Source organism: Alkalihalobacillus phoenicis, assembly GCF_047302405.1.
In the GTDB taxonomy this organism is placed as follows: Bacteria; Bacillota; Bacilli; order Bacillales; family Bacillaceae_D; genus Alkalihalobacillus.
The window spans coordinates 253044-273846 of the sequence record NZ_CP154853.1 but is presented as its reverse complement, the minus strand read 5'-3'; the positions used below and the strand labels follow the sequence as shown (position 1 = coordinate 273846).

23 protein-coding genes and 1 tRNA gene are annotated in these 20803 nt (G+C 39.0%); 9 read left to right on the top strand and 15 right to left on the bottom strand.

Features of this window, described 5'->3' with window-relative positions; all coding sequences use genetic code 11:
• Positions 1-32 precede the first annotated feature (32 nt).
• Positions 33-476: a hut operon transcriptional regulator HutP gene (hutP, locus tag AA0017_RS01270; RefSeq protein WP_413378751.1), complete on the bottom strand. Its 444-nt coding sequence runs from the start codon at positions 474-476 to the stop codon at positions 33-35.
• 270 nt (positions 477-746) lie between these two features.
• Positions 747-926, bottom strand: coding sequence for a hemolysin XhlA family protein (locus AA0017_RS01265; protein WP_413378749.1), 180 nt, complete (start codon positions 924-926; stop codon positions 747-749).
• Positions 927-1182: 256 nt separating this feature from the next.
• Here AA0017_RS01265 and AA0017_RS01260 point away from each other — a divergent pair, with 256 nt between their 5' ends.
• The 7 genes from AA0017_RS01260 (at position 1183) to AA0017_RS01230 (ending at position 7993) form a co-directional block, all read left to right on the top strand.
• Entirely contained in the window at positions 1183-1545 is a 363-nt protein-coding gene (locus AA0017_RS01260) for a helix-turn-helix domain-containing protein (protein WP_003320748.1), read from the top strand.
• Between the two features lie 142 nt (positions 1546-1687).
• The gene (locus AA0017_RS01255) at positions 1688-2305 is read left to right on the top strand and encodes an ImmA/IrrE family metallo-endopeptidase (protein ID WP_413378746.1); all 618 of its coding nucleotides are present in this window, start codon (positions 1688-1690) and stop codon (positions 2303-2305) included.
• Positions 2283-2639 (top strand): hypothetical protein, encoded by a 357-nt coding sequence (locus AA0017_RS01250; RefSeq protein WP_413378744.1) that lies wholly within the window; start codon positions 2283-2285, stop codon positions 2637-2639. The genes AA0017_RS01255 and AA0017_RS01250 overlap by 23 nt, the downstream gene beginning before the upstream one ends.
• A 1154-nt stretch (positions 2640-3793) precedes the next feature.
• Positions 3794-5491, top strand: a complete 1698-nt coding sequence (locus AA0017_RS01245) for a GMC family oxidoreductase N-terminal domain-containing protein (protein WP_413378742.1) — start codon at positions 3794-3796, stop codon at positions 5489-5491.
• A 93-nt stretch (positions 5492-5584) separates the two neighbouring features.
• On the top strand, positions 5585-7282 hold the full coding sequence (locus AA0017_RS01240; RefSeq protein WP_413378740.1) for a GMC family oxidoreductase N-terminal domain-containing protein: 1698 nt from the start codon (positions 5585-5587) through the stop codon (positions 7280-7282).
• Positions 7283-7664: 382 nt separating this feature from the next.
• On the top strand, positions 7665-7823 hold the full coding sequence (locus tag AA0017_RS01235) for a hypothetical protein (RefSeq protein WP_003320752.1): 159 nt from the start codon (positions 7665-7667) through the stop codon (positions 7821-7823).
• Positions 7824-7920: 97 nt separating this feature from the next.
• Positions 7921-7993 (top strand) — tRNA-Ala (locus tag AA0017_RS01230).
• A gap of 98 nt (positions 7994-8091) precedes the next feature.
• Here the strand turns inward: AA0017_RS01230 and AA0017_RS01225 are convergent.
• From AA0017_RS01225 to AA0017_RS01210, 4 genes are all read right to left on the bottom strand, one after another.
• Positions 8092-8289 carry a tyrosine-type recombinase/integrase gene (locus tag AA0017_RS01225; RefSeq protein WP_413378738.1) on the bottom strand — a complete coding sequence of 66 codons (198 nt, stop codon included), beginning with the start codon at positions 8287-8289 and terminating at the stop codon, positions 8092-8094.
• 119 nt (positions 8290-8408) lie between these two features.
• Positions 8409-8639, bottom strand: coding sequence for a hypothetical protein (locus tag AA0017_RS01220; RefSeq protein WP_413378736.1), 231 nt, complete (start codon positions 8637-8639; stop codon positions 8409-8411).
• 182 nt (positions 8640-8821) lie between these two features.
• Positions 8822-9199 carry a hypothetical protein gene (locus AA0017_RS01215; protein WP_413378734.1) on the bottom strand — a complete coding sequence of 126 codons (378 nt, stop codon included), beginning with the start codon at positions 9197-9199 and terminating at the stop codon, positions 8822-8824.
• 174 nt (positions 9200-9373) lie between these two features.
• Positions 9374-9784 (bottom strand): GNAT family N-acetyltransferase, encoded by a 411-nt coding sequence (locus AA0017_RS01210; RefSeq protein WP_413378732.1) that lies wholly within the window; start codon positions 9782-9784, stop codon positions 9374-9376.
• Between the two features lie 497 nt (positions 9785-10281).
• Between AA0017_RS01210 and AA0017_RS01205 the strand changes: the two genes are divergently transcribed.
• Entirely contained in the window at positions 10282-10758 is a 477-nt protein-coding gene (locus AA0017_RS01205) for an N-acetyltransferase family protein (RefSeq protein ID WP_413378730.1), read from the top strand.
• A 183-nt stretch (positions 10759-10941) separates the two neighbouring features.
• Here the strand turns inward: AA0017_RS01205 and AA0017_RS01200 are convergent, their stop codons facing one another.
• The 3 genes from AA0017_RS01200 to AA0017_RS01190 form a co-directional block, all read right to left on the bottom strand.
• Positions 10942-11352, bottom strand: a complete 411-nt coding sequence (locus AA0017_RS01200) for a YugN-like family protein (RefSeq protein WP_413378728.1) — start codon at positions 11350-11352, stop codon at positions 10942-10944.
• Positions 11353-11656: 304 nt separating this feature from the next.
• The gene (locus tag AA0017_RS01195; RefSeq protein WP_413378726.1) at positions 11657-13006 is read right to left on the bottom strand and encodes a glucose-6-phosphate isomerase; all 1350 of its coding nucleotides are present in this window, start codon (positions 13004-13006) and stop codon (positions 11657-11659) included.
• Positions 13007-13142: 136 nt separating this feature from the next.
• Positions 13143-14306, bottom strand: coding sequence for an iron-containing alcohol dehydrogenase (locus tag AA0017_RS01190; protein ID WP_413378725.1), 1164 nt, complete (start codon positions 14304-14306; stop codon positions 13143-13145).
• Between the two features lie 257 nt (positions 14307-14563).
• On the opposite strand from AA0017_RS01190, the gene AA0017_RS01185 reads away from it, so the two are divergent.
• Complete coding sequence (locus AA0017_RS01185; RefSeq protein ID WP_413378723.1) at positions 14564-14788, top strand: DUF378 domain-containing protein; 225 nt, start codon at positions 14564-14566, stop codon at positions 14786-14788.
• Positions 14789-15030: 242 nt separating this feature from the next.
• On the opposite strand, the gene yugI is transcribed toward AA0017_RS01185, so the two are convergent.
• From yugI to AA0017_RS01155, 6 genes are all read right to left on the bottom strand, one after another.
• Positions 15031-15456: a S1 domain-containing post-transcriptional regulator GSP13 gene (gene yugI, locus AA0017_RS01180; protein ID WP_413378721.1), complete on the bottom strand. Its 426-nt coding sequence runs from the start codon at positions 15454-15456 to the stop codon at positions 15031-15033.
• Between the two features lie 1253 nt (positions 15457-16709).
• Complete coding sequence (locus tag AA0017_RS01175; RefSeq protein WP_413378719.1) at positions 16710-17378, bottom strand: helicase-related protein; 669 nt, start codon at positions 17376-17378, stop codon at positions 16710-16712.
• Entirely contained in the window at positions 17379-17849 is a 471-nt protein-coding gene (locus AA0017_RS01170; protein WP_413378717.1) for a DEAD/DEAH box helicase, read from the bottom strand.
• Positions 17850-17873: 24 nt separating this feature from the next.
• Positions 17874-18647, bottom strand: coding sequence for a hydroxyethylthiazole kinase (thiM, locus tag AA0017_RS01165; protein WP_413378715.1), 774 nt, complete (start codon positions 18645-18647; stop codon positions 17874-17876).
• 336 nt (positions 18648-18983) lie between these two features.
• On the bottom strand, positions 18984-20162 hold the full coding sequence (locus AA0017_RS01160; RefSeq protein ID WP_413378713.1) for an aminotransferase: 1179 nt from the start codon (positions 20160-20162) through the stop codon (positions 18984-18986).
• Positions 20159-20653 carry an Lrp/AsnC family transcriptional regulator gene (locus tag AA0017_RS01155; protein WP_413378711.1) on the bottom strand — a complete coding sequence of 165 codons (495 nt, stop codon included), beginning with the start codon at positions 20651-20653 and terminating at the stop codon, positions 20159-20161. Before AA0017_RS01155 ends, AA0017_RS01160 begins: the two co-directional genes overlap by 4 nt.
• Positions 20654-20803: the final 150 nt, after the last annotated feature.

Sequence of the window (20803 nt, the reverse complement as noted above, 5' to 3'; positions counted from 1 at the left end):
AACCACTCTTTCTCATCTATATATTCAATTTATTAAATATGATTAATTCCAAGTCCAATCGCTTCATGCTCTGAACCTTTGACAGGAGCACCGATTGTTCCATATAAAGAGACGGCCATCCATTCGCCCTCTTCCGCTTGATCATACGGATTACCTCTTAAAATCGCAAAAGTTAATCCAACCGTACGATGAACCGAACCTAGTTGTACTTGACCACGCGTCACCCCTTGTAAGGCTTCCATGATCGTATGATACAATGCATGACTTTCCCGGTAAACATCTGTTTTGATTAAACCATTTTTCTTTGCTGCTGTCTCAATCGCCGCCACTACCTTATGAGCTTCCATCGAACCGACTTTGCCAAGGCAAGCCTGCCAATTATCTTCATTGAGACGTGTTAACTCTTTGTCAGGCTGGTCTGAAAGCAATAATAATATTGCCTCACGCCCAATCCGCCGAGCATGATTTAACGCCATAGGTTAACCACTCTTTTCAAATTAAATACGTAAAACTCACTAATAACTAAAGACTACTTTAATTGTAAGCGTTGAACAATCATGATGTCAATTAATATTTAGATTATTAAGGGAAGTGAGATATTTTTATTTAGGAAATTCTTTGTCAACTGAAACGAAATACTTTTTGATGACGTTTTTTACTCATCCTTGCTGGCCAAACCCTAAGACTTCCGCTACTTAAACGAAAACAGAGAAACACACAGCGCTCTCCACTTTCTCCTCTCCATTTCATCCATAATAAAAACTAAAAATCTGTAAAATGAGCGCCCCTAGAATTAAACGATTAATCCACGTAAGAGTGTTCTTAACATCTTTGATTTCTGCCGCCAGGCTACTCATCCGTTGCTCTTGTGTGGCGATTTTGATTTCAAGCTTTTGAACTCGTCTCTCTATCTCTTTTTCTACCATATGAACTCACTTCCCCTTCTATTTCTTGAGACTACCCACTCCTTCATCATCTGCTTGTCCAATTCGATTCCCCTCTTTTCTTTTATGTTATTTGCAATCAAGTTATCTGTTTTGCATATTTTGCAACTGCTTATTTTCTATAATACGTTGCATAAAACGCAACGTCAATCCTTTTATTGCCTATTTAATTTAAAACTTTTGCTTTTTTCGCAAATCGTTTATAATAATTGTATAAATAGCAATCGGAGGCCGGCTTATGGAGAATACTTTAGGAATGAGATTAAAAAAGCTGAGGGAAAATAGTCCTTTCAAATCACAAAAGGAAGCGGCAAACTTTTTTGAACTAACCAACTATCAATTATCTAGATATGAAAGCGGCCATTCCAAACCTGACCCCGATTTAATTACAAAATTCGCTGATCATTATGGTGTAACGACCGATTATTTACTTGGACGAACCGATCATCCAGACGGATTATTGAACCAAGCGTTTCGAAAAGGAGCCCATAATTTGACCGATGATGAAAAAGAACACCTTGAATCGGTAATGGAAGAAGAGTTAAAAAGATACCGAGCATTACGAGAACGTTTCTTAAAAGAAAAAGAATCAAAAAAATAAAATTAGGTCTTTTCTATGTAACTTTCCTTAAAAAGGTAGAGACCTTCATGTGGTATACTCATTTATACATAATAAATGCCTCGAATGAGGTTTTTATTATCGCCATAAAACGAACATACATTCTTATTAAAGAGGTGGTAAAATGCGCTTTTCAACTTATCGAGATATGGAGTGTAGCCAGTTATTTAAAGAGCATGGGATTGTTCACGTAAAAGATTTAACGATTGAAAACATTAGCCATATATTCTCCTCCCATATCGAATACATTAATGGTCCCAGTAAATTTATTGGGGATGAACATTTCGCGATCATTTATCTTGATAAATCAAAAACGTATTTTGAACAAAGATATGATTTTTTTCATGAATTGTCACATGTCCTAAAGCATACAGGTGATCAGCGTTTTTTACCTGAATCATTTGTTAAACTTCAAGAAGAGCAGGCCAACTGGTACACTCTTTATTTTTCTATGCCTAGACATATCTTTGAACCCGAAGTGATGAAAAATCAATCGATCAATTATTTAGTAGAGCGATTCGAGATTCCTGCAAAATTTGTGCGGAGGCGTTTTGAGATCATTCAAAATGAGAGAAGTCGACAAGAATTTCAATATAAAATGCAAAGAGCCGAAATAAATAGAAGAAAAAAATCACTTCAGAGTAACGGAGATCTTTACGATTCAACGAAACAGATTCTTCATCAGCTATCCAAACAAGTAGGGGAGGAAAAATTAAGCTATGAAATCAAGCGTTTATTATGATGAAATTGGTGGGCAATTATATCCTCAATGGATGCTGTTACCTGCCGATTTATCGGATTCTTATGTTCATTATTCTTTAAATTTGCCGTATGAACGATTTTATCCTGAAGAATTCCATGATTCATTAGCGGTTATAACGGTTAGTCAAGCTTCATTAACAAAAGATCCATTTAATCAACAGTCTTATTCTATTAACACGGAACAATTAAAAGCGGACTTATTAATGAATGGGGGTAACCTTCATCATCTTGAAGAGGCGGACTATTTCCTTGTTCGTTTTGATGATTTAGAGGAAGTTCTGCAAATGAGTGTGCGGAGGTATTACTCCGGATAAACAGATAAAGGAGGGGGTATACCGCCCCCCCTCCTTTAACAAATCTCACCTTTTTCAACTATTGCAAATACCTCACTCATCATTTGCTTCCTTATATATATAAATAAATCTAATAAGATTCAACAAAATAGTTAGACCAAATATGACCATCAGCGTTAAATCTAAAAAATCAGGGGTTTTAAAATCAACAATCAAATACATAATTACAATCCCAATGGCTAACATGATTAAATTGCCATAACCAAACTTTTTTATCATCATAAAAATGGATTCATTTATAAAATAATTAGTGATTTTCCTTTCATTGCTCAACCTAATGAGCCTGTCTTTCATCACATTGGCAAAACATTAGCTCAAGCCCTGATCACAACTTTATACACTAATCATATAAACAAAAATAATAAATCCACGTATTCACCTCACTTTTTTATTAGGCCAATTTCACTTTACTTTTTTTAAATAATAACATAAATTACCCAGTTCACTTATATAAATAGAACTATTCTGTTTTTAAAGAGGTGATCGCTCATTAGAAATTCAACCCCATTTCAGGAATATGTTTGCGAGACTTTCCAAGCTCTTACAGATGCTTTAGTCCCTTCAACACCTTCAATCGAGCACGGCCCACATTTCATTGATTCGGATTTAAATGTTCATGAATATGTCATTCATGCACTCGATCAACAGATTACGATCCAACAACAGTTCTTTCAGACTCCTATTCCACTCGCTTATCCTACAGCCTTGATGTTAGACGCTGCGGCCACACAACTCTTAGCCAATGGTCAGTTACAAGCTTCCCCGATAAAGTTGTATTCTAAGGGAGCATTTTCCACCCTTAACCGCTCAGATCGAATTCGAGTCTTAGCTGCTCTCGAGTCTCTGAGCGTAGATCTTAATGCTTTACCGTCTCCATATACAAATAATGCAGGATTGGTTAAACACATGACCGACGCATTGAACCGATTATCTTTATTTGGCTATTATTCTGAGTGGTCCGCTTACGGTTCGACAAGACTCCTTCCTCCAGCTCAACGCCGCCTCGAATTTTTCCCTTTAAGCTGGCAGCAAGTGGGGTACCCCGGTGTGTCGTTAGGTTATCGTGACTTTCGTGGTTTTTTGTTAAAAATGCCCAGAAATGAGGGGGGAACATAATGAAAAATCCAGATGTCATCATCATTGGTGCAGGTGGCGGAGGTGCGGTAGTAGCTAAAGAACTAGGGGAATTAGGAATTCGAGTACTTGTCCTAGAAGCAGGTCCATGGTTTGGCAATAAAAAATGGCCTGATCCAAACCAGCATCGCGGCTCGGCTCAGGAAAGCTCTGACCCAGAAGACTTGGACGGTTCCCTCTACCGCAAGCAGTTGACAAGACTTGAAAATGATATGAATGATATTGTAAACGGAAAATTTCGGTGGGGCCCAGCGGATCGACAGCGCAGTCCTTGGTATAGAAACATTCCTGATCCAGCAGTATTATGGCAAAATGCAGGAATTGGAGGAACCACTCTTCATTACTATGGCAACTCACCTCGTGCATTTCCACAAGCAATCAACGAGTGGCCTATTAGTTATGATGAGCTAATCCCCTACTATGAAAAAGTTGAAGACACATTACCGGTGGAATTTGCACCGACCACATCAAAGGAAGCCATGTTCTATTACGGTGCAAAAAAAGCGGGATTTTCGCTTAATCAGACGTTAGATGTGACGGAGGTTGGTTATCGGCCCCAACCGAATGCGATCTTACCTCCAAATGAACACCTCATGAATTCCGATTATTCGTTAGAACAATTAAGTCATATGGAAGGCTGTACACTAAGCGGACATTGTGCACAGGGATGTCCCTATGGACCTTCTCTAGAAAGAATGGCCAAACGATCGACCAATGTCAGTTATGTTCCGCTTGCGATGAACACCGGGAAGGTAACATTTCGGCCGAATACATTTACAACCAAAGTATTAACTGATACGGATCCCGATGGGCAACTCTCCGTTATCGGCGTAAGGTGCCGCGATACGTGGACAGGAGAAATCGAGGAAATTTTTGCTAAAGTAGTGGTTATGGCTGCTGGGGCAATCGAAAGTCCGCGCCTGTGGCTGAATTCCGACTTACCTCATAATCCTTGGGTTGGGAGAGGCTTGACGAATCATTTTATGGATACAGTCACGGGAACATTTGATGAACAGACATTAATGAAAATTCTAGGTAGCCCGATCGTCGGCCCCTTTATGGGACATACGTCGGGGGCACGGTTTGATTATCCAGGTCTGGGGATGATTGAAACATTAGGTGAAAGTCCAGGACTCGCCACACAGGTCGTATACGGCACCAGCGAGGCGGGATATAGTGAACATCTTCATTCAGACTTTTGGGATCAGAAAGGAAGAATCGTTGGAGCTGACCTCCAAGAATCAATGAAGGATTATAGTGTCAGCCTCACACTTGCGATCTTTACAGATGACGAAGTACAGTATCGAAACAGGGTGGAAGTCGATCCCCATATTAAAGATGAACATGGACCGGTCCCTTTCGTACACTATGTCCCAAGCAAACAAGACAGACAAAGACGGACCCAGTTGACAAAAATCGCAACGAATATTTTACGTCAAGCCGGAGCGAAAACCGTACATCGAAGCGTGCTCCCTCCTAATGTTTACATTCATCTGGAAAGCACGATGAGAATGGGGTTTGTCGTCGATTCATCATGCGAGGCTTTTCAGGTAAAGCGCCTCTATATAACAGACAATAGCAACCATTACAATTCCATAGGAGGTCCCAACCCGACCTTAACGACACAAGCAATTGCCACACGAACAGCAGAATTGTTAGCCAAAAAATATTTTTCGTAATGACCATAACAAAACTTATAATAGTAAACTTCGAGGATACCTGATAAGAAGCGAAATTTTTCAGTAAAAATATCTAGAAATGAGGGGAGTTTATTGGAAAATCCAGATGTCATTGTCATTGGCGCTGGTGGTGGGGGGTCCGTAATCGCAAAAGAGTTGGGCGAAATGGGCATTCAGGTACTCGTACTTGAAGCAGGTCCATGGTATGGAAATAAGAACTGGCCAAACCCTAATCAACATCGCGGGCTCGCACAGGAAAGCTCCGATCCGGAAGACTTGGACAGTTCCCTCTACCGCAAGCAGTTAACAAGGCTTGAAAATGATATGAATAGCCCCATAAATGGAAAGTTTCGACTGGGACCGGCAGACCGTAGACGCAGTCCTTGGTATCGAAACATTCCTAACCCTGGATTATTGTGGCAAAATGCAGGCATTGGGGGAACCACTCTTCATTATTGGGCAAATTCACCGCGTGCACATCCCCATGCGATTAATAAGGAATGGCCTATCACCTACGACGAGCTAATTCCTTATTATGAAAAAGTCGAAGAAACGTTACCGGTAGAATATGCACCCATGACTTCAAAAGAAGCACTGTTTTTTTACGGTGCAGAAAAGGCAGGGTTTTCGCTCAATCGAACATTAGATGTGATGGAAATTGGTTATCGCCCGCAACCAAATGCGATTTTACCTCCGAATAAACATCTCATGGATATGAATTATTCGTTAGAACAATTAAGCCATATGGAAGGCTGTACGCTAAGCGGCCATTGCGAACATGGTTGCCCTTATGGCCCTTCCCTTGACAAAATGGCAAAACGCTCAACGAATGTCAGTTATGTTCCGCTTGCGATGAAGACGGGGAAGGTGACATTTCGGCCGAACACATTCACGACAGAAGTGTTAACTGAACTAGAGCCAACCGGCCATTTCTCCGCTGTCGGCGTAAAGTGCCGCGATACGTGGACGGGAGAAATCAATGAAATTTTTACCAAAGTGGTGGTCATGGCCGCAGGGGCAATCGAAAGTCCGCGCCTTTGGTTAAATTCCAACTTGCCTTATAATCCTTGGGTAGGCAGAGGGTTGACGAATCATTATATTGACACACTTACAGGAATATTTGACGAGAAAACATTAATGCAGATCATAGGAAGCCCAACGTCTGACCCGTTCATCGGCCATACGTCAGGGGCAAGACTCGATTATCCGGGGCTCGGGACGGTTCAAGATATGGGGTTAAGTCCAGGGCTGTTAGCAATGATGCAGTATGGTTCCAGTCAGGCTGGATATAATAACCATCTCAATTCTAGTTTATGGGATCAAAAAGGGCGGCTTACGGGTTCCGATCTAAAAGAAAATATGGACAATTATAGACGCTCACTTAGCCTGTTGATCATAGCCGATGATGATATCCATTTTCAAAACAGAGTGGAGTTGGACCCTTATACGGAGGATGAACATGGACCCGTAGCACTCATACACTATACTCCGAGCAAAACAGAAGCAAAGAAAAGAAATCAATTAACGAAAATTGGCCGGGTTCTCCTGCAAAAGGCAGGGGCACGTAAAATTCATCGAAATGATATTGCCGCCAACTTCTACATTCACCCTAAATCTACAATGAGGATGGGGAAGGTGGTTGATTCGTCATGCGAAGCTTACCAAGTCAATCGTCTCTATATCGCTGACAATAGTGTTCAAGCCAATGCCATAGGAGGTACCAACCCGACATTAACAACACAAGCACTTGCCACACGCACAGCAAAATTGTTAGCAAATAAGTATTTTTAACATGTCAACTTTCGATGAAGAATGAACGTTACCTACCGCACCATTTAAAACAAAATACCACTTCTGTGTACCTAAAAAATAGGATATATCCCAACCTTTACGTAAATTAACTTGGACTAACCAGTTCACTTAAGCCATTACTTTCATAACAAATTCTATTTTAGAGTGGAATAGAAAAGGTAGACTTATAAAGACCGTCAGTTTAATTATCATCGTAATCGTCAATTAGTCCCCGCTTACAAAAAAGATGGGGACTGACTTATTATCTATTTATCATAGTGATGCCTCTCGTAGATTAGATCAATTCGACCATAATCACTTGTTTGTTAAATAAAAAATCTGCTAAAATGGTTAAAGTGCTTAAAGGAAAGGAAACAAAATAATGGATGCGATTATTTTTGGTTTTACCGTGTTTATAGGTTGGACAATATTTGATTTTGTCAAAGAGAAAAAGCTAAAGAAAGAGCTTGTGATTAGTTCATTCGTTATTGGAATTATTGCAGCAATAGGTTGGTGGGGATTAGGTTTGCTTCTAGGTTAAAAATTAGACTTGCACAAATTAGCGAAACCTTTTATAATAGCTCTTGTACATAATAAAAAGACACAGGCTCTTGTTTTAGGCAGTGTCAATTAAATACGGGGCATTAGCTCAGCTGGGAGAGTGCTACGCTGGCAGCGTAGAGGTCAGCGGTTCGATCCCGCTATGCTCCATCACACGTAACACCAGTAATGACGCAGGATTTCGGCTATACGAAATCCTGCGTCATTTTTTATTTTGAAGGGGAAGTTCACAAAAGTTCACATCTGGTTCACATTCCGTTCATGGGATGAGCTGGTTTTTTATGCTTTTCCATCTCGTGCTCTAAAGAATGAATCGCTTCTTTATCGGCATTCACCCATAAATGACCGTAGTATCGGAAGGTGGTTTGGATGTCTTCATGGCCCAAGCGCTTCTGGACAATTCTTGGATTGGCTCCCCTCTGAATGAGTGAAACGTTAACTGACATTTTAATCCTAATTCAACTAGAATCCTACATTCTCCTGAAATTTCTTATTAAACCAAATTGTCCCGTTTGTAACATAAAGAAAAGAGCACCTTTTATTAAAAGAATCCCCCAACCAATAATTATCCAAAATAATTATGAAACCACCAAATAATAAGAATCATACTCACTATTCCCCAAGCTACTGTACTCACTATCCACCAAACTATAGATTTAGTTTTTTCTGAACTTTCCTCGCTATTCATATTCTCTATTATAAAAGCGAGCTTACTTTCCATATTTTTTTTCATAGAAATGAGAACAACAAACCCTATTATGATAAAACCAATAGTTATCCAAAGTAATAAGTCCACCTTTAACACCTCCAACATTTTGTGAAGTACTTTCCTTAAAACCTTCTACAATAGCTTAAGAAACGAGCATCCTCTTTATTTAACACTGTTTTCGTAAACTTTGTTGCCTTTTGAGAAGGGTTTCTTAAAACCCTTTTTTCTCATATGCAAATGAAGCTCTTCTTCTAACATATTCAAATTCATCAAGTAAAAATTGACTGAGGAAAGTTTTTTATTTCTTGGTTATTTTCATCTATCTCTCCAAGCCCGTAAGCAATTTGCCATCTTGCATCATGGTCAGGAAAGGATACAGAATGTTTGGCAATGGATAATAGATGGATTGGATTGTCTATCAAAGTTTCAAGAATGATTTCGCATTCATTGTCTCTCGCTAAAATATAAAGAAATTCATTTAGAAGATCTGAACTCCATTTTTCAACGGGAGTGTCCTCTATTAACTTGTTTACATAGTGATATATTCTGTCCCAATGGAGATATTCAGTTTCCCATTCACCAAAGGGTTTATCAGCTGTTTCAGCCCAATTTCTAAATATATTAATCTCTAAAAACAATTCACGCATTGTTATATTGTCGCCCCCTTATTGGACAGTTCTAAGTAATTGAACTGCTGTCTTATTTGATTTTTGGCAGGCTGCACAAGAAAGGATCCTTCTTATTTACAGAAAGCCCGCATGAGTACAATAAAGAAAAAAACACTTAGGGAACCATTTGATTCATATTGATTGAGTTTATCTCTAAAAATTCAAGTCTACTTTCCCTCCTAAGTCATTTACTTTCTGAAACCCTAACTTCTTATAAAAATCACCTTTACCGTTGGATGCCCCTAAAGAAAAGGTCCTAACTCGACTTACTTTACTGTGATTTATGATGCGCTTGACTAATTCCGTTCCTATCCCCCTCCCTTGATATTCTTCATCTACTACCACATCATAAATTTCTCCCCACCTCACAAAATCGGTAAGTACCCTTGCAAAGCCAATTATTTTATTATCCGATAACGCTACAATCAGTAACGGTGTAAAGTTATTCATGTCTATCCAGTCATTTATATCAGAAGGCATCTTCCAATTTGCTACTCTTTGAAACAAACATTTTAGTTCATTGACATTAATTTCATCCTTATTATCGCTATATGTAATTTGCATATGTTTCTCCTTTAAAAGTGTTAGCTTGTCAAATATCTAATTTCAGCTAGGAAACATCCATTGTTACTAAAATTCCTCTTTCATTGTAAAAGCTCCCTTCACTTAACAATACCTTTTTATACCATTTACAACAATCCTTGTGACCAAATAATGTGTAAAGATATTCAATTCCTTGATTATTTAAACTTTGAAATTCATTAACACCATACCCGTTTTCTCTCCAAAACACTATTCCTTTATTCTTAAAGGTAACTTCATAACCGTTAAACAAATTAGAGATATCAAATTGTTACTATTTTACTTGTTATTTGATTTGTCAATTTTAGTCTATTTCGAGTAAATTCAAGAATTTATAGCATTATGTTGTAAAATAGAGTGAGAGATTATAAAAATTCAGTTCTTCAACTAACAAGCAGAATGATTTCATAAAGCATTTTGGGCAAGAGTGAGAAGTGGTAAATTCCAATCAAAAACAACTATCGGGGGTAGAAAAAAATATGGATATATTTATTAGAAACGCTAAGCGAAGCGATTACGAGGCACTGTTGCCTTTATTTAGGCAGGTTCATGAATTCCACGTTTTTATAAGACCAGATTTGTATAAAGAGAATTCCAATCCAGTCGAACAAGAGTTTTTTGAAAGCCAATTAGCTGATGACAAACAGCATATTTTTGTGGCTACTATAAGCAATGATATCGTCGGCGTTGTAGTGACAAAGGAAGAAGAAGTAACTGAAAATACTTTTGTTAAAGCGAGGAAAGTATTATTTATAAAGAGTTTATGCGTTGCTAAAACACATAGAAAGAAAGGTATCGGAAAAAAACTAACTAAAAACGTTTTTGATTTTGGAAGAAGCCTCAAAATCGATAGTATTGAATTGGGCGTATCTGAAGAAAATACATCTGCGATTGAATTTTATAGGTCAATTGGGATGTCAACGAAGAGTAGAAAAATGGAGATTATATTGAACTAACTGGATGCTTTAGTTAAACAGAACAGTAGATTGAAGGAAAAAGCTTGGGATGTTCCCAAGCTTTTTGAATTGTAAATTTACTTGTTATTGATGGTACGAAATCGCATGTTATTTGGGATTGGATTTTAGATTTTCTCCACATTATCGGAATTAATCACCATTATTCACTTGTCATTTTTCCCATTATCTTAATAAAGTAAGCTCTAATTCTGAAATTAAATTTTGAGCGACAGTCATAAATTTTGATGGTATTTCAGCGTCTTTGTTTGTTGGCGAGGAAAATTGATTGATTGAACTCACTAAAACGCCACTCCCTGGTGTATCCTCATTATCAATGCCACTTTGATATTCATGGGCGAGCAAAAATGGCTGTCCTAACTCGACACTAACGCCTCGCTGGTCCAGTTCCCCATCAATTGCTTTAAAAGGCAAACGAAAAAAGATATATTGCTCCTGTTGATCAATTTTGTAATCAAAAAAGCCATGATCATAGTCCCAATTCCCACCAATGCTATACCCTAACGGTTTAAGCTCATCTTCTAAATGTTTTAATTTAAATTGTTTTCCTTCAACTGCAGACGGTAATGCGAGCATATTTACTCATCCTTTCCTTCCATGTTCAATACAATTAGCTTGCCACCAATTAGAATGATTATGTACATGAACTTGTGAAAACAGACAAGTACAGCCGACATGAGCCAATACGGAGCCAGCGGAATCTCCGGGACTCCTGCGAGAGAAGCGGAACGCGTAGGGTATGCAGCTGGCGGAGTATTCAAATCATCCAAACTAACTTTAACTAACAGGACTTCTTCAGTGGCTTCCTTCCAACTTCCCAACAATCTCCCAGCAAAATAAAGAAGCCCCATTCACATAGGACTTCTCTTCTTCCACCATCTTATTTTAATCGCTTTTCTAACTCGGCTTTTTCGGCTTCAAAACCTGGTTTTCCGAGTAAAGCAAACATGTTCTTTTTATAGGCTTCTACTCCTGGTTGGTCAAATGGATTGACCCCTAATAAGTAGCCACTAATTCCAACCGCTTTTTCAAAGAAATAAACTAAATATCCAAAGTGATACTCATTTAATTCTGGAATGTTGACAATTAAGTTTGGCACTTCGCCATCTGTATGGGCAAGCATGGTGCCTTGGAACGCTTTTTTATTCACAAAGTCCATCGTTTCACCGGCTAAATAATTTAAACCGTCTAAATCATTAGCGGCTTCCTCAATCGTCACATGTTCACGAACGTTTTCTACATTTAAAACTGTTTCAAATAAGTGACGGCGTCCATCTTGAATGTATTGTCCCATGGAATGTAAGTCGGTTGAGAAGTCAACAGAGGCTGGGAAGAGACCTTTTTGATCCTTTCCTTCACTTTCACCATAAAGCTGTTTCCACCATTCAGAAACAAAATGTAGGGACGGCTCATAGTTCACCATTAACTCAATTGATTTCCCACGAGAATAAAGGAGATTACGAACGGCTGCATATTGATAAGATTCATTTTCTGCTAAGTTTGGATTACTGAAATCAACACTTGCATCCGCCGCACCTTTCATCATCGCTTCAATATCAAGTCCTGCCACAGCAATTGGTAATAAACCGACCGCCGTTAAAACAGAGAAACGTCCACCAACATCGTCTGGAATGACAAATGATTCATAGCCCTCTTCGTCTGCTACTGTTTTTAAAGCACCTTTTTCACGGTCAGTTGTTGCGTAAATACGCTGACGAGCTTCTTCTTTTCCATATTTCTTTTCTAAATAATCACGGAAAACACGGAACGCAATCGCAGGCTCTGTTGTTGTTCCTGATTTCGAAATGACATTAACAGAAACGTCTTTTCCTTCAATCGTCGCTAATAAATCTCTCACATAAGTTGAGCTAATGTTGTTTCCTACAAAGAATACTTGTGGAGTTTTACGCGTCTCTTTATCCAAAATATTATAAAAAGAGTGAGTTAATGCTTCAATGGCTGCTCTTGCTCCTAAATAGGAGCCACCAATTCCAATGACGATAAGAACATCAGAATCGCTTTTAATTTTGTCTGCTGCTTTTTGAATACGAGCAAATTCTTCTCGATCGTAGTTTGTTGGGAGGTCGATCCAACCAACATAGTCACTTCCAGCTCCCGTTCCATTATGTAGAGCGTCATGTGCGGCTGTTACAGCATTTTGTAAATAATCGATTTCGTGCTGACCAAAAAAAGATAAAGCTTTTGAGTAATCAAAGTGAATTTTCTCCATTAAAAGGCCTCCTCATTTAACCATACATTTTTTTATTTATAGAAAACTCGTCGCTGCTGTGCCTAATAAAGGCAACAACATTGACGTATTACACGCATAATACTTCCTTAAACAGGAGGAAGGGTTCCCTTCTTTTTTAAAGAGCGGACGTGAGTAACTTTTCTACGTCTTTTGTTTCTAGTGACTTAAAGTTACCGAACGCTCCTCTTTCTCCTGCAATGGATGCCATTTTTTCAATATTGGATGCATCTATATCATAATCCGCTAATCGATTCGGGGCACCTAAGCTTGTCCAAAAAGCTGATAACTTTTCAATTCCTTCAAATGCAACTTCTTTATCGGTTTTTCCTTCAGGATTAACTCCAAATACACGAGTAGCTAACTGAACATGACGTTCTAATCTTTCATCTATGCTATTTTTTAACCAATGAGGGAATATAATTGCTAAACCACCTGCATGCGGGATGTCATAGACAGCCGAAATCGCATGTTCAATATTATGAGATCCCCAATCTCCACGGGCACCCATTTGGGTAATTCCATTTAACGCCATCGTTCCACAATATAAGATTGTTTCACGAAGGTCTAAATCCTCTAAATTTTCACGTAGTTTTGGTGCTGCTTCTATCACCGTTAAAAGAATCGATTCACAAATACGGTCTTGTAGTGGTGTATTTGGTGTATGATGGAAATAAGCTTCTAACACATGGCTCATCATATCGACAATACCATAAACCGTTTGATCTTCTGGGACAGAGACGGTGTTAACTGGGTCTAATATCGAAAAAGTTGGGAAAACAAATGGACTTCCCCACCCCACTTTTTGCTCAGTCTCCCAATTTGTAATAACCGAGCCTGAATTCATTTCAGAGCCTGTTGCAGCTAATGTTAAAATCGTTCCAAAAGGAAGAGCATCTTCAGCTTCTTTTTCTTTCATAATCACTTCCCAAATGTCACCATCATATTTTGCTCCAGCCGAAATCGCCTTTGTCGCATCAATGACACTTCCTCCACCAACCGCCAGTATAAAATCGATTTTTTCTTTTTTACATATGTCGATTCCTTTTTGAACGGTCGTTAATCTCGGGTTTGGTTCAACACCAGCAAGTTCAAATACTTGCTTTTTGGCCTCAGCTAATTGAGAAATTACTTGGTCGTATAAACCATTTCGTTTAATACTTCCCCCACCGTAAACGAGTAAAACTTTATCGCCATGAACATTCATTTCATTGGCAAGTTCCGATGTTTGTCCTTTACCAAAAATAAGCTTTGTTGGATTATGAAATACAAATTGGTCCAATGAACGTCACTCCTTCTTGTCCTTTACTTTATCCATTATCAATTAAATATATTGAAGCGTAAAGCTTTTTCTTACATATTTAACGTAATATCCACAACCTCATTTTACATGATCAAATACAAAAAGCTCAAAGGAAAAGGTTTAAACGATAATAGGGGATATGTTCCTGTATATTATGCTCGCACCATCCTCATTCTAATGATGAAGCATAATCTCATAATAGCTATGCTGAACCCATGAGAATGGAGGTGAATTAAATGGGTGGATTTCAACGAACTGCTTTAACTTTAGCCATCATCGGTGCTATAAACTGGGGACTTATCGGTTTTTTCCGTTTTGATCTCGTTGCAGCACTTTTTGGCGGACAAGCAGCTATGTTTTCACGTATTATTTACGCTATAGTCGGTTTAGCCGGATTATATTGTATTTCCCTTCTTTTCAAACCATCCGAAGAGCTGGAACGTGCTCCAAAAACCGAATAACTTGGCAGCAAAGGGCGTTGAAAGACGCCCTTTTAGCTTGTGGGAAAGTCACCATGATGCTAACCAATTCAACCATGGAACGCGTAAGGTTGTGATGCTAGCGGAGAGTAACGCGAAACTAGGTCCGTTCTAAATAACCAAATAGGTTTAAGTGGGCAAAACCATTAAAACATCTATTTTTTATAAAAAAGAAAAACACCTAAATGAGCTTCTCACTTAAGTGTTTTTCATTAACGAACAATTTATTTTTTTGCACGTTTATTTAAATCAGCTTGGATTTCATTTGATTGCTTTAACCACTCTTTTAATTTATCTTCAAGAGTGTTGAAACCTTGTTGCGTTTTTTGTTGTTGAGCTTGAGGTTTACGAGCTCCTCCCCCACCAGCATTGTTAGCTGGACGTGGCTTACGAGCTGGACGCTCAGGTGCTTCTTGAGTCGCACGAATTGAAAGAGAAACCTTTCCAGTCCCTTCATCAATTGACATGATTTTTACTTTAACTTCATCTCCTACTGTTAAGACATCGTTAATATCTTTAACAAAACCATGTGCTACTTCAGAAATATGCACTAAACCTTGTTTTTGTTCATCAATTGCAACGAAAGCACCAAATGGTTTAATTCCCGTTACTTTCCCCTCGATGATACTACCTACTTCATAATTTGACATCTACATACAACTCCTAAATAATTTTTAACCTTTTAATATTAACATAGGATTGCCTTTTAAGCAAAATAAAGCTTATACATCTTAAAAAGCTTTCAAACATGCGATAGAGCTCGTTTTTTGCCGATTTACTCTTCAAAAAAGAAGTTATTACCAATAAAAGTTAGGTGAAATTTAGGCATTCGTTTTATAAAATGGCTAGCTCTCAACTATTTGCCCACAGATACCAAAAAATCTCCCTCAGATGGCGTATACTTTAGTTACCTACTCAACTTTCGCATCGAGAAAATCCGTTCAACTAGTTGGCAGAGCGAAAGGGAAGCTCTTAAACAAATGCCCTTGACACGTTTAAAAAGCGAGAACGCACTATCACACCAAACGGATAAACTGTGCAGTAAAAAAATATGCCCTCCGGCGGTCGCTACCAAAACCATACTCCGCGTCCTTGCCGAGAACCTGGCGAGCCTCCTCGGTACACCTGTGGGGTCTCGCTCCACGGTTTATTCCTGCGGGAGTCTCCGTATGGTTTTGTCCGCTAAGTGTAGGGGAGATGCTTGATGATATGGCCATTCTCAATCAGCTATTTCTAACGCAGAAGAACCTTCTTCTTCACTTTGTTAGTTATGGAACTAAATAGGGAGTTGCCAACTATTTTTTTCCTAAGTCTGCCGTCATGAAAAGACAGGATTCAAATCGAAACCAGCTCGATCATCTAGCTAACGTACAGAGCATCCACACTGATTTGTTTACAACTGGAACGGAATTAGTCATGGAAGGAGAAAAATCATTCTCAAGCTAATAATGTCCTTTGAAGTCATGACTGTTTTTTTATTCAAGGAGAAAACCGAACCTAGATTCAATTCCATGATCTAGCGGACAAACAGACACGGAGACTCCCGCAGGAATAAACCGTCCAATGAGACCCCGCAAGCGTGAAACGCTGAGGAGGCTCATGAGGTTCTCGGCAAGGACGCGGAGTGTCTGTTTGGGAGCGACCGCCGGAGGGCCTAATTTTAGTGAACAGATTCCTTCAAGAGCCTACGAAGAGATGTGTTCAGACTGTCAACGATTGAACCGTTCATGTAAAGTCAATTGGAGTATGGTATCGCCCTAAAGTCAATCTCTATCAACGGTTAAAAGTCAATCCTACTCTGCGAAAGTTGAGTTACCTACTTTTAAAGTTTGGCTCCTCTCACAAAAACCGCTTCTATCGGAAGGTTCCATCTTCCTCAAGAAACGGCTCAATTATTCATCTGCTATTCGACAATCTCTAATTTCCCTTTTCCTAACTTTACTTCCTTTATTTCTATCCCTAATTCACGCATGTATTTGGCAATTTTATATTCGTCTTTATGGCTCATTAATGTGAGCACTTTTCCTTCTTTACCCATTCTCCCCGTTCGACCCGCACGGTGTAAGTAACTATCTGGATCAGCAGCTGGGTCTAATTGAATAATATGAGTAACATCGTCTACGTCTAATCCTCTAGAAGCAACATCTGTCGCCACTAGAATGTGAATTTCGCCCTCTTTAAATTGCTTTAACGCTCGCTCTCTTTCGTGTTTCGATTGCTCAGAAGATAAAGCTGCAACCTTAATACCACGATAGTCAAGCTTTTCTGTTGTTTCATTCAGTCGTTCAAGTTGATTCACAAAAACGATTCCTTTTTGAATTTTCTCAGCATGAATGAGTTTACGTGTCGTATCGACTCGGTCTCTTTCATCGATTTTGACAACATAATGGTGAATTCCTTCAACTAATAGGTCACCGTCTGCTTCCAGTTGCACAATAAATGGCGCAAAATCTGAGACCATATGACTAAATTGTTCCGGAATCGTAGCCGAAACAAAAAGATATTGGCTGTCACGACCGACTCTTTGAGCAATCTTTGTGAAATCTTCCCAAGCTGATTGTTCCGCAATCATTCAATCGGCTTCATCAATCGCCACGATTTCAACTTCATGCACTTTTAATTTTTTTCTTTCAATTAACTCAAGAAGTCTACCTGGTGTCCCAATTGCAATTTGAGGCTTCTCTTTTTTTAGTTTATCTAGTTGGCGATTAATATTCGCTCCTCCAATAAAAGCCCCAACCTTTAAACCTGTCCCAGGAGTCAAAATTCTCGTGACTTCAACGATTTGCATAGCCAATTCCTGAGTTGGTGCAACAATCAATGCTTGTAATCCTTTTTTATCTTTACTAATTTTAGAAAGTAAAGGTAAAAGGAATGCTAACGTCTTCCCTGTTCCCGTTTGAGAACGTGCCACAATATCTTGTCCCGATAACGCCTCAGGAATCATTTTCGCTTGAATATCTGTTGGCTCATTGACTCCTAATTTAGTCAATGCCTCGATCACACTTTCTGGTAATGGTGCTTCATTAAATAACTGTTTCATTTTTATTCATTCCCTCTATATCATTCACTTTTTTAATTGATCAACATCTTGATCGGTTACACTTTGGAGCTGATTCAAAAATTCTATTTGAAAAGAACCAATTCCCTGCTCTTTCGTCTGTTCAAATGCTTTTTCCGCAGCAATTCCATAATAAGCTAACCCTGCTTGTAAAGCATTGACTTCTTCCCCCTTTGCAACCGCTAAAAAGGAGGCTAAAACCGCACCTAATAGGCAACCTGTACCTACGACTTTCGTTAACCAAGGATGACCATTGGCAACCGAATAATTTTCATGTCCATCACTGACGATGTCTACTTGACCCGTCACAACCGTGAAGCACTTAAATAACCGAGCCGCTTCACTTGCTATTTCAGTATACTCCCCTTCTACAGCACCATCGACCCCTTTGACTTGCCCTTCAATACCAACTAACGAAGAAATCTCACCAGCATTCCCACGTAGGACAGTGACGTTCACTTCTTCTAATATTCGCTTAGCTGACTCTGTTCTTAAAGCCGTTGCACCTGCTCCAACAGGGTCTAATACAACTGGGACTCCCGCTTCGTTAGCTGATTTACCAGCTATAATCATCGCCTCGACTTGTTCATCTGATAATGTTCCGATATTTAAAAGTAGGGCTCCAGCTATCTTCGCCATATCCGCAACTTCTTCTTTGGCATATGCCATCACAGGTGAGGCACCGAGTGCGAGCAACCCATTCGCTGTAAAATTCGTAACCACAACATTTGTCATACTGTGAATGAGTGGATTTTCCTGACGAATTTTTTCTAAATACATAAGGTCACATCCTTTTACTCTCGTTAGTATATATCTACCCCAAAGCTTACCTTTTTTCCATGATGAAAACAAATATAACTTTTTTTCGATTATTTTGATTAATTTTCTGAAAACTGTTCATACTTAATATTAAGAAACGTATTCCCCCTATTTTAAGAAGCTTTCCAGTTATTTTGGGAAGCTTCTTTTTTTGTGGATTACGGATAGCAGCCCGCAATTCGACCAACTCCACTTTTTCATTACCTATCCACAGCCAACATCAGCAATCCTCCCCACCTGCACAGCAAAAAACTGTCACAAAAGTTATTTAACCTTTGTGACAGTTCGTATCAACGATTAATTTCCTACACTTTGAATAAATCGGCCAATTCGTTTGATTGACTCTTCTAAATTGTCCATCGATGTCGCATAAGAACAACGGATATGCCCTTCTCCACCAGCACCGAATACATTACCAGGAACAACGGCCACTCGCTCTTCATATAGCAGCTTTTCGGCAAACTGTTCAGACGTTAGGCCCGTTGATTTAATCGATGGGAAGGCATAAAAAGCTCCCCCCGGTGTGTGGCAAGTTAAACCAATTTCCGCACAGGACTTCACGAAAAAATTCCGACGTTGTTTGTAAGATTGTTTCATCCGTTCCACATCATCCATGCCACTCTTTAAAGCTTCTAATGCTCCATACTGAGCCATTGTTGGGGCACACATTAAGCTGTATTGATGAATTTTCAGCATCGCTGCTAATAAATCGGGCGGAGCCATAACAAATCCGAGTCGCCAACCAGTCATCGCAAAAGCTTTTGAAAAGCCTGAAATTAAAATCGTACGCTCTTTCATGTCTTCTAATGCGGCAAAGCTAACATGTTCTTCGTCATAACTAAGCTCGGCATAAATTTCATCGGAAAAGACAAGTAGATCATGTTCAATAACAAGATCCGCAATTTCTTGTAAATCCTCTTTACCCATCACCGCACCAGTTGGGTTATTTGGAAAACAAATCATCAGTGCTTTCGTTTTATTTGTGAGGACCTGCTTGATTTGCTCAGCGGATACTTTAAAATCATCATCAATTTTTGTTCCAACTGGGACAGGAACACCACCAGCCATTGAAATGAGCGGAGCATAAGATACAAAGCTCGGCTCGACCACAATTACTTCGTCGCCCTCATCTAAAATCGCACGGCAGCCAATGTCGATGGCTTCACTAGCACCAACGGTTACGAGAACTTCTGATTCTGGATCGTAATCAACATCAAAACGATTGAACATATACCCAGCAATGGCTTCCCTTAATTCCATAATCCCGGCATTTGCTGAGTATGCTGTGAATCCCCGTTCCATTGAAGAAATACTCGCTTCTCGGACATTCCATGGCGTGACAAAATCGGGTTCACCCACACCTAAGGAAATCAGGTTATCCATTTTGGAAGCCAAATCAAAAAAACGACGAATCCCTGACGGCTGAATGCTTTCTACACGAGATGATAAACGTTTTTTGATATGTGTCTGTGTCATGGGGTCACCACAATTCTTCTATCTTCTTCCCCTTCTTCAAACACAACTCCATCATGTTTATATTTTTTTAATTGAAAGTGAGTTGTTGTTGATAAAACAGAATCAATCGATGATAGTTTTTCTGAAACAAAACGAGCGATTTCATGCATTGTTTTTCCTTCAATGACAACTTGTAAATCATAAGCTCCTGACATTAAATAAAGAGCTTTCACTTCTGGAAATCGATAAATTCGCTCGGCCACTTCATCAAAACCGACGCCTCGTTTTGGAGCGACTTTCACATCTATCATTGCTGTAACTGGTTCAGAAATATCCACCTTGCTCCAATCAATCACAGCAGAGTAATTTAAAATCACTTTATTTTGTTCTAATTTTTTTAAGATACTCTTCACTTCATCTTCTTTTAGGTCAACCATCTTCGCTAAAGCATTAAAGTCTACACGTGCATTTTCTTCCACAATTCGAAGTACTTCCAATTCTTTCTCTTTCATTTTTCTCTAATCTCCTTCCATAACAAACGATATGGATTCCTTTATTTTTTCTATCATACCATAATCAACGCATTGAATTAATCTTCTTTTTTGAATCTTCCCTCGACTTTTTCTCATGTTTTATATTAAGATTTAATGGATATAATTTGT